The 15,042-nt window shown below is 65.0% G+C and carries 9 protein-coding genes and 2 pseudogenes; 5 read left to right on the forward strand and 6 right to left on the reverse strand.

Annotation, left to right across the window (positions count from 1 at the left end; translation table 11 throughout):
• Positions 1-78: 78 nt before the first annotated feature.
• The 5 genes from prmB to dapC form a co-directional block, all read right to left on the reverse strand.
• Complete coding sequence (gene prmB / locus DRB87_RS10065) at positions 79-972, reverse strand: 50S ribosomal protein L3 N(5)-glutamine methyltransferase (protein ID WP_130025795.1); 894 nt, start codon at positions 970-972, stop codon at positions 79-81.
• A gap of 20 nt (positions 973-992) precedes the next feature.
• On the reverse strand, positions 993-2,144 hold the full coding sequence (dapE, locus tag DRB87_RS10070; protein ID WP_130025796.1) for a succinyl-diaminopimelate desuccinylase: 1,152 nt from the start codon (positions 2,142-2,144) through the stop codon (positions 993-995).
• 4 nt (positions 2,145-2,148) lie between these two features.
• Positions 2,149-2,496, reverse strand: a complete 348-nt coding sequence (locus DRB87_RS10075) for an ArsC family reductase (RefSeq protein WP_130025797.1) — start codon at positions 2,494-2,496, stop codon at positions 2,149-2,151.
• An 87-nt stretch (positions 2,497-2,583) separates the two neighbouring features.
• On the reverse strand, positions 2,584-3,411 hold the full coding sequence (gene dapD / locus DRB87_RS10080; protein ID WP_130025798.1) for a 2,3,4,5-tetrahydropyridine-2,6-dicarboxylate N-succinyltransferase: 828 nt from the start codon (positions 3,409-3,411) through the stop codon (positions 2,584-2,586).
• Positions 3,412-3,435: 24 nt separating this feature from the next.
• Positions 3,436-4,638, reverse strand: a complete 1,203-nt coding sequence (gene dapC / locus DRB87_RS10085; protein WP_130025799.1) for a succinyldiaminopimelate transaminase — start codon at positions 4,636-4,638, stop codon at positions 3,436-3,438.
• A 440-nt stretch (positions 4,639-5,078) separates the two neighbouring features.
• On the opposite strand from dapC, the pseudogene DRB87_RS10090 reads away from it, so the two are divergent.
• The 5 genes and pseudogenes from DRB87_RS10090 to def all read left to right on the forward strand — a co-directional run bounded on the left by DRB87_RS10090 (position 5,079) and on the right by def (position 13,990).
• A pseudogene (locus DRB87_RS10090) lies at positions 5,079-5,974 on the forward strand (DMT family transporter).
• A 123-nt stretch (positions 5,975-6,097) separates the two neighbouring features.
• A pseudogene (gene smc / locus DRB87_RS10095) lies at positions 6,098-9,612 on the forward strand (chromosome segregation protein SMC).
• 39 nt (positions 9,613-9,651) lie between these two features.
• Positions 9,652-11,169 (forward strand): cell division protein ZipA C-terminal FtsZ-binding domain-containing protein, encoded by a 1,518-nt coding sequence (locus DRB87_RS10100; RefSeq protein ID WP_130025800.1) that lies wholly within the window; start codon positions 9,652-9,654, stop codon positions 11,167-11,169.
• A gap of 177 nt (positions 11,170-11,346) precedes the next feature.
• The gene (gene ligA / locus DRB87_RS10105) at positions 11,347-13,440 is read left to right on the forward strand and encodes an NAD-dependent DNA ligase LigA (protein WP_130025801.1); all 2,094 of its coding nucleotides are present in this window, start codon (positions 11,347-11,349) and stop codon (positions 13,438-13,440) included.
• A gap of 16 nt (positions 13,441-13,456) precedes the next feature.
• A complete protein-coding gene (gene def, locus DRB87_RS10110; RefSeq protein ID WP_130025802.1) occupies positions 13,457-13,990 on the forward strand; it encodes a peptide deformylase in 534 nt (177 codons plus the stop codon).
• Between the two features lie 197 nt (positions 13,991-14,187).
• On the opposite strand, the gene DRB87_RS24195 is transcribed toward def, so the two are convergent.
• The gene (locus DRB87_RS24195; protein WP_370363834.1) at positions 14,188-14,919 is read right to left on the reverse strand and encodes a pseudouridine synthase; all 732 of its coding nucleotides are present in this window, start codon (positions 14,917-14,919) and stop codon (positions 14,188-14,190) included.
• Between the last annotated feature and the right edge of the window lie 123 nt (positions 14,920-15,042).

Genomic DNA, 15,042 nt, shown 5'->3' on the forward strand with positions numbered 1-15,042 from the left:
CGGACCCGGGAACCCGAGTGTAACCGGGCTGCATGACCTTAGGCGAGCACTCGCTGCAATGGGCGAGCACCGAGGCGATTACGGCAGATCGGCGGCCTGCACCAGGAACACCATGTCGTCGCCGGCGCTCGTGGCGAGCCACGTCATCGGCAGATCGGGGAACGCGGCTTCGACAAAGTGACGTTCGTTGCCGATTTCCACGACCAGGACGCCATGCGCCGTCAGGTGCTCGCGCGCACCGGCAATGATGCGTCGAACCACGTCCATCCCGTCGTTACCCCCCGCCAGGGCAAGACGCGGCTCGTGGCGATACTCGGCCGGCAGCACCTGCATCGAGCCTTCGTTCACATACGGCGGATTGGTGAGGATGACTTCGTAACGCTTGCCCGTGGGCAGCGGTGCATACAGGTCGCCCAGATGCAGCGCGACACGGTCGTCAAGGCCGTAGTCGGCCACGTTGATCTTGGCCACGGCGAGCGCGTCGGGTGAAATGTCGACGGCATCGATCTGCGCGGCCGGGAAGGTCTCGGCGGCCAGAATCGCCAGGCAGCCCGAGCCGGTGCACAGTTCGAGGACCTCGGCCACGTCGTCGGCGTGATCGACCCATGGCTGCAAGGCGTCTTCCAGCAACTCGCCGATGAACGAGCGCGGCACGATGACGCGCTCGTCCACGTAGAACCGGTGGCCGTGCATCCACGCTTCATTCGTGATGTAAGACGCCGGCACGCGCTCGCCCGCACGACGGTTGACGACCGACAGCACGCGCTCGATTTCCTCGGGCAGCAAACGGGCGTCGAGAAACGGGTCGAGTGTGTCGATCGGCAGGTGCAGCGTATGCAGCAGCAGATAGGCGGCCTCGTCGTACGCCGTGGCCGTGCCATGCCCGAAGGCCAGCTCGGCCTCGGTGAAGCGCGAGACGGCATAGCGCAACAGGTCGCGTAACGTCTGGAAGGGATGGGTCTGTGTCGTCATGGTGGAATGCCTCGTGCGTCTCAGACCACCAGGCGCGTCAACACGCCCCGATAGATGTTCTTGAGCGGTTCGATGTCGGCCACCGCGATGTGTTCGTCGATCTTGTGGATGCTGGCGTTGCACGGACCGAATTCGATGACCTGCGGGCAGAGGCGTGCGATAAAACGCCCGTCGGACGTGCCGCCCGTGGTCGAGAGTTCGGTCTCAAGCCCCGTTTCCTCGCGGATGGCGCTCGCGAGCGCTGCCGACAGGTCGCCGCGCGGCGTGAGGAACGGCTGGCCGCTGATCGACCAGTCGAGCGTATAGGTCAGGCCGTGACGGTCGAGCAACGCATGCACCCGTTGCTGGAGGCCGTCGGACGTGCTGGCCGTCGAGAAGCGGAAGTTGAACATCACCGTCAACTCGCCGGGAATGACGTTGGTCGCGCCGGTGCCTGCGTGGATATTCGAGATTTGCCACGTGGTGGGCGGGAAATACTCGTTGCCGTTGTCCCACACGGTTTGCGTCAGCTCGGCCAGTGCCGGTGCGAATAGGTGCGTTGGGTTCTTGGCGAGGTGCGGATAGGCAATGTGCCCCTGCACGCCCTTGATGACGAGCTTGCCCGACATCGATCCGCGACGCCCGTTCTTGACCATGTCGCCCAGGCGCTGGCTCGATGTCGGCTCACCGACCACGCAATAGTCCAGGCGCTCGCCCCGCGCCGTGAGCGCTTCAACGACCTTCACGGTACCGTCGGTGGCGGGGCCTTCCTCGTCGCTGGTCAGCAGGAAACCCACGGAGCCGGTGTGATCCGGATGTTGGGCGACGAACTCCTCGGAGGCGACCACGAATGCCGCAAGCGACGTTTTCATATCGGCGGCGCCACGACCGTAGAGCATGCCGTCACGATGCGTGGGGGCAAACGGATCCGAATGCCATTGCTCCAGCGGGCCGGTCGGTACGACGTCGGTGTGGCCTGCGAAGACGAGCAGCCGTCCGTCGGTGCCGCGCGTGCCGCGCTTGAGCGCCCAGAGGTTGGTCACGCCGTTCGACGCGATGGTCTCGCACGCGAAGCCGATGGCTTCGAGGCGGCGCGCCAGGATGGCCTGGCAGTCGCGGTCTTCGGGCGTCACCGAGTGACGGGCGATCAGTTGCTCGGTGAGCGCCAGCGTGGCGCCTTGGGAGAAAGTCATGAATTCAGAATCGTGAGGCGTAACTGTCGGGCGTGAAGCCCACGGAAACCTGGCCATCGGTCACCAGCACCGGGCGCTTGATGAGCGACGGATTTTCGACCATCAGCGTGCGGGCCACCGACGTATCGGCCGCCGCCGCTTGTTGTTCCGGCGAGAGTTTGCGCCAGGTCGTGCCCTTGCGATTGAGTAGCGTGGCAAGCGGTACCTGGGCGAGCCAGGTGTCCAGCAGTGCGTCGTTCACGCCCGCTTTCTTGAAGTCGTGAAAATCGTACGCCACGCCATGCTCGTCGAGCCAGGTGCGCGCCTTCTTCACGGTGTCGCAGTTGGGAATGCCATACAGCACTGCTGTCATCGCCGAAACTCCTGGTGTCGCGATTGCAAAGACGCGCCGAAGCCGTCGCCGCCCGACAGGCGGCGACGCCTCGGATGCCGCGTCGCCTTATTCGCCGCGCAGCAGGTCGTTGATGGCCGTCTTGGCGCGCGTTTGCGCATCGACCTTCTTCACGATCACGGCGCAGTACAGGCTGTACTTTCCGTCCTTCGAGGGCAGGTTGCCCGGCACCACGACCGAGCCGGCCGGCACGCGGCCATAATGCACTTCGCCGGTTTCGCGATCGTAGATCTTGGTCGATTGCCCCAGATACACGCCCATGGAGATCACCGAGTTCTCTTCGACGATCACGCCTTCCACGACTTCAGAGCGGGCGCCGACGAAGCAGTTGTCCTCGATGATGACCGGGTTGGCCTGCAGCGGTTCGAGCACGCCGCCGATACCGACGCCGCCCGAGAGGTGAACGTTCTTGCCGATCTGGGCGCAAGAACCGACAGTGGCCCACGTGTCGACCATCGTGCCCTCGTCGACATAGGCGCCGATGTTGGTGTACGACGGCATCAGGACGACATTCTTGCCGATGAATGAGCCACGACGCGCCACGGCCGGCGGCACGACGCGGAAACCGCCGCGTGCGAAGTCGTCGGCCGTGTAGTCGGCGAACTTGCTCGGCACCTTGTCATAGAACTGGCTGAAGCCGCCAGCCGGCATCACGACATTGTCTTCGAGGCGGAACGACAGCAGCACGGCCTTCTTGACCCATTGGTTCACGATCCAATGGCCGTCTTGCTTCTGGGCCACGCGCAGGGCGCCCTTGTCCAGTTCGGCGATGACGTGGGCGACGGCCTCACGCACCTCGGCAGGTGCCGACTTTGCCGAGATCTCGGCACGGTTGTCCCAGGCTTGGTCGATGGTGGTTTGCAGTGGTTGCGACATGGCGAGAATCGGTTGCAGTGAGAATTAAAGGGATTGGCAGAACTGCACGATGCGCTGGGCGCCTTCGGTGCATTCATCCACATCGGCCACGAGGGCGATGCGCACATAGTTCTCGCCCGGGTTGGTGCTGTGCGCCGCGCGGCCCAGGTACGACCCGGGCAGTACGGCCACATTGTATTGCGCCAGCAACTGGCGCGTGAATTCCGTGTCGGACAAGCCGGTTTTTGTGTCGACCCGGGCCCACAGGTAGAAGCCCGCGTCCGGCAGACGCACGTCGAGCACGTCGGCGAGCATTGGCGTGACGGTCTGGAACTTCTTCAGGTACTTGCTGCGGTTCAGGCGCACGTGGGCTTCATCATTCCACGCTGCAACGCTCGCCGCTTGCACGGCCGGACTCATCGCGCAGCCGTGGTAAGTGCGGTACAGCAGGAATTTCTTGAGGACGGCGGCGTCGCCCGCCACGAACCCCGAGCGCATGCCCGGCACGTTCGAGCGCTTCGACAGGCTCGAGAACACGACCAGACGGTCGAAGCCCCGACCCAGTCGATGCGCCGCCGCCAGGGCGCCCAGCGGCGCATGTTCTTCGTCGAAGTAGATCTCGGAATAACACTCGTCCGACGCAATCACGAAGCCGAATTCGTCGGAGAGGTCGAACAGGCGCTTCCAGTCGGCAAGACTCAGCACGGCGCCGGTCGGATTGCCCGGCGAGCAGAGATAGACAAGTTGGACGTCGCGCCAGACGTCGGCTGGCACGGCGTCGTAGTCCGGGGCGAAATTACGCGCGGGATCGCTGTCGACGTAATAGGGCGTCGCGCCGGCGAGCAGCGTGGCGCCTTCGTAGATCTGGTAGAACGGGTTCGGACACACCACGCGCGCGCCGGGTTTGCTGCCGTCGACGACCGCCTGTGCGAACGAAAAGAGTGCCTCGCGCGAGCCCGTGACCGGCAGGACTTCCGTGGCCGGATTCACGTTGGGCAGTGCGTACCGGCGCTCCAGCCACTCGGCGATTGCCACGCGCAGCGGCTCGCCGCCCGCGGTGGCCGGATAGTTCGAAAGGCCGCCCAGCCCGTCGATCAGGGCTTCCTTGATGAACTGCGGCGTCGGGTGCTTGGGCTCCCCGATGCCGAAGCTGATGGCCTTGTACGCGCTGGCAGGCGTGATGTCCGCCACCAACGACTTCAGGCGTTCAAAGGGGTAGGGCTGGAGCTTGTCGAGTAATGGGTTCACGTGAATTCAAACAGACTCAGGGCTAGGGTTCGCGCTGCCGGGCAAGGCAACTTTCGAGGGCAATCCGGCGCCGTGCGGGCCGGCCGGGCGTTGCACCGCGCCGCCGCGCGGCACGACGAACGCTTTCCGGGGCCGGACTGGCAGGGCACAGGCCACGCAGGGCGGCGGTATCGTTCGTAACAACGCGCGAAGGACGGTTCCCGAACGCGCTAAAGAATGGCAAGATCGGCAAAGCGAAAATTATACCGTTATGGCGCGCACAAAGCGCGACCGCTGCGTAATTCAGCCTATTCCGAGGCGCCGATGGGGCAAGCCCAAGGAATAACTCAGATTTTTCAGGAGTCAACAGTATGACCGTAGCCGGCAACGGCGCACACGGCCCGGCGTCGACGGCGAGCGCGTCGCTGCGCGTTCGGGCGGCACCTGCACTGGCCATTCTTATGGGGTCGTCGGTGTGGGGGCTGGCCTGGTTTCCCTATCGCATGCTCGCCCAGTGGGGCGTGGCGGCGGTTCCCGCGCAGATCGGTACCGCAAGCGTCGCGCTGCTGTTGCTCACGCTCGTATATCGCCGCTCGCTCGGCACGCTGCGCTGGTCGTGGCTGCTCGCGGGGGTGGGGTTCGCCGGCGGCGCGACCAACGTCGCGTTTGTCTGGGGCACGACGCACGGTCATGTGATGCGTGTGCTGCTGCTGTTCTACCTGACGCCGGTCTGGACGGCGCTGTTCGCCCACTGGCTGCTGGGCGAGCGCGTCGGCGTGCGCGGCGTTGGGCTGATCGCGCTGGCGCTCGGTGGGGCGGGGCTGATGCTCTGGTCGCCCGCGCTGGGCTGGCCGCTGCCCAACAATCCCGGCGAATGGGCGGGTGCCATTGCCGGGCGGCCTTTGCGCTCAATAACGTGCTGCTGCGGCGCGTCAGTCAGGCGATGCCCGACGTGCGTGCCGAAATGCGCAGTTGGACGCTGTATCTCGGCTGCGTGGTCGGCGGGTTGCTGGTGTTGCCGTTCGATGGCGGGACCGACACGGGGCGCGCTGCCGTCTCGGTGCTCACGTCGGGTACGGCCGCCGCTGCCGTGGCGCTCGCCTTGGGCGGTGCGATTGCGCTGACCAACGTCGTGGTGCAGTTCGGGCTGGCCCGGGTGCCCGCCAATCAGGCGGCGCTCATCATGCTCTTCGAGATCGTGGTGGCGGCGATATCGTCCTGGTGGCTGGCGAGCGAAGGGCTGGGCGTGCGCGACATTGCGGGCGGACTGTGCATTGTGGCCGCCGGCGTGCTGTCAGGCATTTTGCCGGATTCCGGGCGTTGTAAATGCGCGACGGCGGGGGATGCGATGGTATGATGCGAACCGATGTCATATCGATGTCAGCGGCCAGTGCGCAGCAGTGCGCGCAAGGCCCGACAGGACCAGCTAAGCGCGTCTGCGTCTTTCCCATCATTCCATGACCGATAAAGCGAACCTGCCGTGCGTCTGACCTCCATCAAACTCGCCGGCTTCAAGTCCTTCGTCGATCCGACGAACTTCGCGGTGCCTGGCCAACTGGTCGGGATCGTTGGCCCCAACGGGTGCGGCAAATCCAACATCATCGACGCCGTGCGCTGGGTGCTCGGTGAGTCGCGCGCCTCGGAGCTGCGCGGCGAATCGATGCAGGACGTGATTTTCAACGGGTCGACCGCCCGCAAGCAGGCGAGCCGCGCCAGCGTCGAACTCGTGTTCGACAACAGCGCCGGGCGCGCCGCCGGGCAGTGGAGCCAGTACGCCGACATCGCGGTCAAGCGCGTGCTTACGCGCGATGGCACCTCCAGCTACTACATCAACAACCTGCCGGCCCGCCGGCGCGACATTCAGGACATCTTCCTCGGCACTGGCCTCGGGCCGCGCGCCTACGCCATCATCGGGCAGGGGATGATCTCGCGCATCATCGAGGCCAAGCCGGAAGAGTTGCGCGTGTTCCTCGAAGAAGCCGCGGGCGTCTCCAAGTACAAGGAGCGCCGTCGCGAGACCGAGAACCGCCTGCAGGACACGCGCGAGAACCTCACGCGCGTCGAAGACATTCTGCGCGAACTCGGCAGCAATCTCGAAAAGCTGGAATCGCAGGCCGTGGTGGCGAATCGGTACAAGGACTTGCATCGCGACGGCGAAGAAAAGCAGCAGTTGCTGTGGCTGCTGCGCAAGAACGAAGCCCAGAACGAACAAGAGCGTCAACAGCGCGCGATTGAATCGGCACAGGTCGATCTCGAAGCGCAGATGGCGCGTCTGCGCGGCTCCGAATCGGATCTCGAAACGCTGCGCGCCGCGCATTACACGGCCACCGATGCCGTTCAGGCCGCGCAAAGCGCCATGTACGAGGCGAATTCGGAGGTTAGCCGGCTGGAAGCCGAGATCCGCTACGTCGTCGAGTCGCGCAACCGCGTGCAGGCGCAACTGGCGGCGCTCACCTCGCAGCGCGAGCAATGGCAGGCGCGCTCGGCGCAGTCGGAAGAGGCCCTGGCGCTCGCGGAAGAGGAACTCATCATCGCCGAAGAGCGCGCGGCCACGGCGCAGGATCAGGCGGCCGATCAGAACGACGCGCTGCCGGCGCTGGAAGCCGGCTGGCGCGACGCGCAGACCCTGCTCAACGAGCAGCGCAGCGAGATTTCGCAGGTCGAGCAGAGTCTGAAGCTCGAAGCGGCGCACCAGCGCAATGCCGATCAGGCGTTGCAGCAGTTGCAGCAGCGTCAGGAGCGTCTGCAAGGGGAGGCGCGCGGGCTCGACAAGCCCGACGAAGCCGAGCTGGAGATGCAGCGCGCCGATCTTGCTGAACATCAGGCGATGCTCGAAGACGCGCAGGCCGAACTTGCCGACGCGCAGGAGCGGCTGCCGCGACTCGAAGCCGAGCGTGCCGAGGCGCAGGCGCGGGTGCAGTCCGAAGCCGCGTCCATTGCGCAGCTCGAAGCGCGCCTCACCGCACTCAAGCAACTTCAGGAGAGTGTGCAGACGGAGGGCAAGGTGCAGCCGTGGCTCGACAAGCACGAGCTGGCGCAATTGCCGCGTCTATGGAAAAAACTGCACATTGAGCCGGGCTGGGAAAACGCCCTTGAATCGGTGCTGCGCGAGCGTCTCGCCGCCCTGGAAATCAGCAATCTGGACTGGGTGAAGGCGTTTGCGAGCGATGCGCCGCCGGCCAAGCTGGCGTTCTATTCGCCGCCACCGGCCGCGCGTGCGCTCGACGCCCCGGCGTCGATGCGCCCGCTGCTTTCGTTGCTGCGCATCGACGATCCTGGCCTTCGTGCCGTGCTGCAGGAATGGCTCGGTCACGTGTTCGTCGCCGACGATCTCGCGCAGGCGATGGTCGCCCGGGCGCAACTGCCGGAGGGCGCGTCGCTCGTCGTCAAGGCGGGGCACCAGGTCACGCGCGTGGGTGTGCAGCTTTATGCCGCCGACTCCGAGCAGGCTGGCTTGCTCGCGCGTCAGCAGGAAATCGAGAACCTGGGCAAGCAACTGCGCGCGCAGGTGTTGCTGTCGGACGAAGCCAAGGCCGCCGCCGTGCGGGCGGAGGCTGCCTACAGCCAGGCGGCCCAGTCGCTTACCGAGGTGCGCGGGCGTGCCGAGCGCGCCACCCAGCGTGTGCATGCGCTGCAGATGGATGTGCTCAAGCTCACGCAAGCCTATGAGCGCTTCAACGCCCGCAGCACGCAGATCGACGAAGAGCTGCGTGAAATCGCCGCGCAGATCGAGGAGCAACTGGCGCTGCGCGCCGAATCGGAGGCGAACTTCGAGCAGAGCGACGCGCGTCTGGCCGAATTGCAGGCGACGTTCGAAGACGGGCAGCTCGAATTCGAATCGCTCGACAGCCGGCTCTCGGATGCCCGCAACCGCGCGCGCGAGTTGGAGCGTCTGGCGCAGGAAGCGGCGTTCGGTCAAAAAGGGATTTCAAGCAAGATCGACGAGCACCGCCGCAGTATCCAGACGGCGCTCGAGCAGGCCGAACGTTTGGTGGTGTCGATCGAGCAGGCACAGGCTGAACTCGCGCAGATCACCGAACAGACGGTCGAGAACGGTTTGCAGGACGCGCTTGAACTCCGCGCGCAGAAGGAAGAGATTCTCGGGGCCGCACGCATCGAACTTGAGGCGCTCACGCACAAGTTGCGTCAGAGCGACGAAGAGCGGCTGGCGGCGGAGCGCGGGCTGCAACCGCTGCGCGACCGAATCACGGAATTCCAGTTGAAGGAGCAGGCGGCACGCCTGAACCGCGAGCAGTTTGTCGAGCAACTGACGGCGGCCGAGGTCGACGAGGAGGCACTCGCCGTCAAGCTGACGCCCGATATGAAGCCGTCGTACCTGCAAGGCGAAGTCACCCGCATCAACAACGCGATCAACGCGTTGGGTCCGGTCAACATGGCCGCGCTGGAAGAGTTGGAGACGGCGCGTGAGCGCAAGGTCTTCCTCGACGCACAGTCGGCCGACCTGAACGATGCCATCGACACCCTCGAAGGCGCGATTCGCAAAATCGACGAAGAGACGCGGTTGATGCTCCAGGGCACGTTCGACGAAGTGAACAAGCATTTCGGCGAACTGTTCCCGCTGCTGTTCGGCGGCGGACAAGCCAAGCTCATCATGACCGGCGACGAAATCCTCGACGCTGGCGTACAGGTCATGGCGCAACCGCCGGGCAAGAAGAACTCCACGATTCATCTGCTGTCGGGGGGGAGAAGGCGCTCACGGCCATTGCACTGGTGTTCGGCATGTTCCAGCTCAATCCGGCACCGTTCTGTTTGCTCGACGAGGTAGACGCGCCGCTGGACGATGCCAACACCGAGCGCTACGCCAAGATGGTGGCGCGCATGTCGGACCGTACCCAATTCGTATTTATTTCGCATAACAAAATCGCGATGGAAATGGCCAATCAGCTCATCGGCGTCACCATGCAGGAACAAGGGGTGTCGCGGATCGTCGCGGTGGACATGGAGTCGGCGATCAATCTGGCCGAGATCGTCTGAGCCCGCGCCCACGATGGAGAAGAGAGAGGAACGCCGCGCATGAATGAACTGCAGCTCAGCTTGATTGGCGCAGGGGTAGTGGTACTGCTGGGAGTCGTGGCCTATAACGCCTGGCAGGGCAGCAAGGCACGCGCACGAATACCGCGTCGCATGCCGGTCGACGGTGCCGGCATCGATGCGACCGCCGGCGTGCCGGATGCCGACGACGATCGTCCGTTCATCGAACCGACGCTTTCGCCGCCGCGGGTGCCGGCACAGTCGAGCGAGCGCCGTGAGCCCACGCTGGGGCCAGCGGTGGCGGCCGGCAGTTCGGTGCAAGATGCGTTCGCGATCAACGAGGATGCCTGGGATGCGCCGCCGGCATCGCGCAAGCGCGCCACGCAGGACGCCGCAGCCCATGCCGCCCGCCCCGAGGAGTCCGTGACTGCCACGGCCGACACGGCGGTGGAGGCCGACGACGGCGCTCTCGACAGGCAAGCGCAGGCCCGCGATGCGCAGGAAGCGGCGGCCGCGAGCGCGGTCGCACGCTTTGACGCGGAACTGGCGGCCGATGACACGGTGGACGCTGCGGCGGCCGGTTCGGTCGCCACGGCGGCCGCGGCGCCCGAGCTCGCCAACGTCGACACCAACGAACCCGTAGCGAACGCCGAGGCAGTCGCGACGGCGGCTGCCACGCCCGAGGCAGCGACTGCGGCCGTGGTGCCCGTGGCAGCAGCGCCGGCTGCGCCGAGCGGTCCGCCGCCGATCATCGACGAGCGCATCGACTGCGTCGTCGCACTGCCGTTGGCCAATGTGATCGCGGCGGAGCGTTTGATGCCGCTGACGGTACGCATGCGCCGCGCGGGCAGCAAACCCGTCAACATTGAGGGCCGTGCCGACGAGCATTCGCCGTGGGAGTTGATTCGCTCCGGCGGGCGCTACCACCAGTTGCGTATGGCTGTACAGTTGGCCAACCGCGCGGGCGCCCTGAATGAGGTCGAGTTCTCCGAGTTTTCGAATCTCGTGCAGACCCTCGCCGATGCGGCTGACGCGTTGCCCGAATTGCCCGACATGGTGGAGACGGTCGCCCGCGGCCGTGAACTCGACAGCTTTGCCGCGCAATGCGATGCCCAACTGTCGGTCAACGTGCTTTCGGACGGCGCGCCGTGGTCGGCCAACTACGTGCAGGCCGTCGCCACGCAAGACGGGCTGCTGCTCTCACGCGACGGCATGCGGTTCGTCAAGCTCGATGCACGCCAGAATCCGGTGTTCATGCTGCAGTTCGGCGACACCAACTTCCTGCGTGACGACCTGACATACAAGGGCGGCGATCTGATCACGATGCTGCTCGATGTGCCGGTGGCCGACGAGGACCTGCTGCCGTTCCGTCTGATGTGCGATTACGCACGTTCGATCGGACAGCGCATCGGGGGCCGGGTGGTGGACGATCAGCGTCGACCGCTCTCCGATGCTGCGCTGCAAAACGTCGACAAGCAATTGCTCAAGCTCTACGAACGCCTCGAGGCGCGCGGTCTGCCGGCGGGCTCGCCGGTCACGCGCCGCCTGTTCAGCCAGTAATTTCGAACCGAAGCGCGGCAGACGACGACCCGTCGGAAGCCGCGTTCGAAGCACGCCGTTCACCGTCGGGTGAGCGGCGTTTTTTGTTCCAATCGATGGATGAATGCGATCGACAACGCGCAGTTGCGTACGTCGAAGGCATAATGTCCTGACTTCCCGTCTCCCGAGTCTGCTTGCATGTCCCAAACTTCTGTTCCGGGTCAGGGCGCGAACGCCCCTACCGCTACCGATGCATCGCCCGCCGCCCGCCGCGCGGCCGAGTTGCGTGCCGAGTTGGCGCGTCACAACCGCGCGTACTACGAAGAGGATGCGCCGCTGATTCCGGATGCCGAGTACGACCGCCTGTTTGCCGAACTGGTCGCGCTCGAGACGAATCATCCCGAATTGAAGCGTCCCGATTCGCCCACGCAACGTGTGGGTGGCAAGCCGGTGGAAGGGTTCGCACAGGTCGTGCATCGCGTGCCGATGCTCTCGCTGAACAACGGCTTTGCCGACGAGGATGTTGAAGCGTTCGATCGTCGCGTGTCGGATGGACTGCGCGATGGCGGCGCACCCACCGGCGATCTGTTCGGCGCGCCCGTCGAATATGCGGCCGAGCTGAAGTTTGACGGGCTCGCGATCGCATTGCGCTATGAGCGCGGGGTGCTCGTCCAGGCGGCCACGCGTGGTGACGGCACGACGGGCGAGGAGGTCACCGCAAACATCCGCACGATCAAGACGATTCCGCTGTGCCTGAAGACCGACAACCCGCCCGAAGTGCTTGAGGTGCGTGGTGAAGTGCTGATGTTTCGGGCCGACTTCGACAAACTCAATCGGGCCCAGGAAGCGGCAGGCGAGAAGGTGTTCGTCAATCCGCGCAACGCGGCGGCGGGCAGCCTGCGGCAGCTCGATTCGAGGATTACGGCGAAGCGTCCGTTGTCGTTCTTTGCTTATGGGGTGGGGGAGCTGGTGGGTGTGCCGATGCCGGAGACGCACTCGGCATTGCTCGATTGGTATGTCACGCTCGGCATTCCGGTCAACGAGCGGCGCGAAGTCGTGCAGGGCGCGCAGGGGTTGCTGGCGTTCTACCGCGCGGTGGGGGAGGCGCGTGAGTCGCTGCCTTACGACATCGATGGCGTCGTCTACAAGGTCAATCGTCGCGACGAGCAGGATCGGCTTGGATTTGTCTCACGCGCTCCGCGCTTCGCGCTGGCGCACAAGTTTCCGGCGCAGGAGGCGCTGACGACGTTGCTCGACATCGAAGTGCAGGTGGGGCGGACCGGGGCAATTACGCCGGTGGCGCGGCTCTCGCCCGTCTTTGTCGGCGGGGCGACCGTCACGAATGCTACGCTGCACAACGAAGACGAGATTCGCCGCAAGGACGTGATGATCGGCGATACGGTGATCGTGCGCCGGGCGGGCGATGTGATTCCGGAAGTCGTCGGGTCGGTGCTCGAGCGTCGACCCGACGATGCAAGAGCGTTCGTCATGCCGACGGCGTGCCCGGTGTGCGGATCGGCCATCGAGAAACTGCCCGACGAGGTGATCGCGCGATGCACGGGCGGCTTGATTTGCGCGGCGCAGCGCAAGCAGGCGTTGCTGCACTTTGCCCAGCGTCGGGCGCTCGACATCGAGGGGCTTGGCGACAAGCTCGTGGAGCAGCTGGTCGACCAGCACATCATTCGCACGCCTGCAGATCTGTTCAAACTGGGCGTGGCGAAGCTTGCCGCGCTTGACCGGATGGCCGACAAGTCGGCGTCCAATCTCGTGGCGGCGTTGGAGACGGCGCGTCACACAACGCTGGCGCGGTTCATCTTCGCGTTGGGTATTCGCCATGTGGGCGAGGCGACGGCGAAGGATCTCGCGCGTCATTTTGGCAAGCTCGACAATGTGATGGCGGCGAGCACCGAGGAGTTGCTGGCCGTGCCCGACGTCGGACCGATTGTGGCCCAGTCCATCGCCAATTTCTTTGGCGAACCGCATAATGTCGAAGTGATTGAGCAACTGCGGGCGGCGGGCGTGACCTGGGTGGAATCGGAGCCGGCGGCTGCGGCACCGCTGCCGCTGGCCGGCAAGACCTTCGTGCTCACAGGCACGCTGCCGACGCTCTCGCGCGACGAGGCGAAAGCCATGCTGGAGGAGCGGGGGGCAAAGGTTGCCGGTTCGGTTTCTGCGAAAACCGACTACGTGGTGGCGGGCGCAGAAGCCGGCAGCAAGTTGGCGAAGGCCGAGGCACTGGGTGTGCCCGTGCTGGATGAAGACGCTATGCGGGCGATGTTGGCCGCGCTTTGATGGGAGGATCCAATCGATGATTCGCGACATCCTGAAGATGGGCGATCCGCGCCTGCTGCGCATCGCCAAACCCGTGGAACATTTCGACACGCCCGAGTTGCGGGAGCTGGTCGCCGACATGTTCGACACCATGAAGCAGGCAAACGGCGCGGGACTGGCGGCGCCGCAGATCGGCGTCGATCTGCAGGTGGTGATCTTCGGCTTCGAGCATAACGAGCGCTACCCGGACGCGCCCGAAGTGCCTGAAACCGTGCTCATCAATCCCGTCATCACACCGCTCACGCAGGACATGGAAGAGGGCTGGGAAGGCTGCTTGTCGGTGCCGGGGCTGCGCGGCATGGTCAATCGTTATTCGATGCTGCGCTATGAGGGGGTCGACCAGTATGGCCGAGCGATCGATCGCGTGGCTGAGGGCTTTCACGCCCGAGTCGTTCAACACGAGTGCGACCACCTGATCGGCAAGCTCTACCCGATGCGCATTACCGACTTCAGCAAGTTTGGATTTACCGAGATTCTCTTTCCGGGACTTGATCCCAAGAGCGACGACTGACGCGGGGGACGAGGCGGCACCGCGTTAATCTGATTCGCGGCAATTGGCTGATCTTGCCGAGCGTCTGGACCGGATCGCGGGCTCGTCCGATAGCGCCCTCGCCTGAAAGACAAAACCCCATGCTCCGAGAAGCATGGGGTTCATGTGCACGATGAGCCTGCCGCGATGGCAGGCTTTTTCATGGGCTGTGTGCCGACTCAGAAGCCTTCACCGGCGCGCAGGTAGCGCCACTCACCAACGGGCAGGTTGCCCAGCGTGATGCGTCCCATGCGAACGCGCTTGAGGCCGGTCACATGCAGGCCGACCAGTTCGCACATCCGGCGGATCTGACGTTTCTTGCCTTCCTTGAGCACGAAGCGCAGTTGCTCCGGGTTCTGCCACTCGACCTGTGCGGGTTTGAGCGGTTGATCGTCGAGTTCCAGGCCGTGACGCAGCAGGGCCAGACGGTCTGCCGGGAAATGCGCCTGAACGTTTTCGACATGCTCGTTATACGAGACGCGCACGAGGTACTCCTTCTCGATATCCGAATCTTCCCCGATCAGTTGCTTGGCAATGCGCCCGTCTTGCGTCAGGACGAGCAGGCCGGTCGAGTCGATGTCGAGGCGTCCGGCGGGCGCGAGACTGCGTAGATGCGACGGCGAGAAACGCACGCCGGCATCGTCCTCGGCCCAATGATGCTCGCGCGTGACCAGCACGACAGCGGGCTCGTAGCCGTCTTCTGCCTGTGCGGAGACGTAGCCCACGGGCTTGTGCAGCAGGATCGTCATGCGATTGGCTTGCTCCTTGTGCGCAGCCTGCACGACGGTGATTTCCTGGGTCGGCAGGATCTTCGTGCCGAGTTCGGTCACGACCTTGCCGTCGACGCGAACCCAACCCTTGGCGATCCACTCGTCGGCTTCGCGACGCGAACACAGGCCGAGTTCAGACATGCGCTTGGACAGGCGCAGCGACCCAGCGGCGTCGTGATGGATCTTGATGTCGTCATCGGCATCGCGCGCGACGCGCGCGGGGCGTGCCGGCCGAGCGGTCCGCGTGTCACGATCGTCGCGGGC

Origin of the sequence: Pandoraea sp. XY-2 (genome assembly GCF_004193915.1) — a bacterium.
In the GTDB taxonomy this organism is placed as follows: Bacteria; Pseudomonadota; Gammaproteobacteria; order Burkholderiales; family Burkholderiaceae; genus Pandoraea; species Pandoraea cepalis.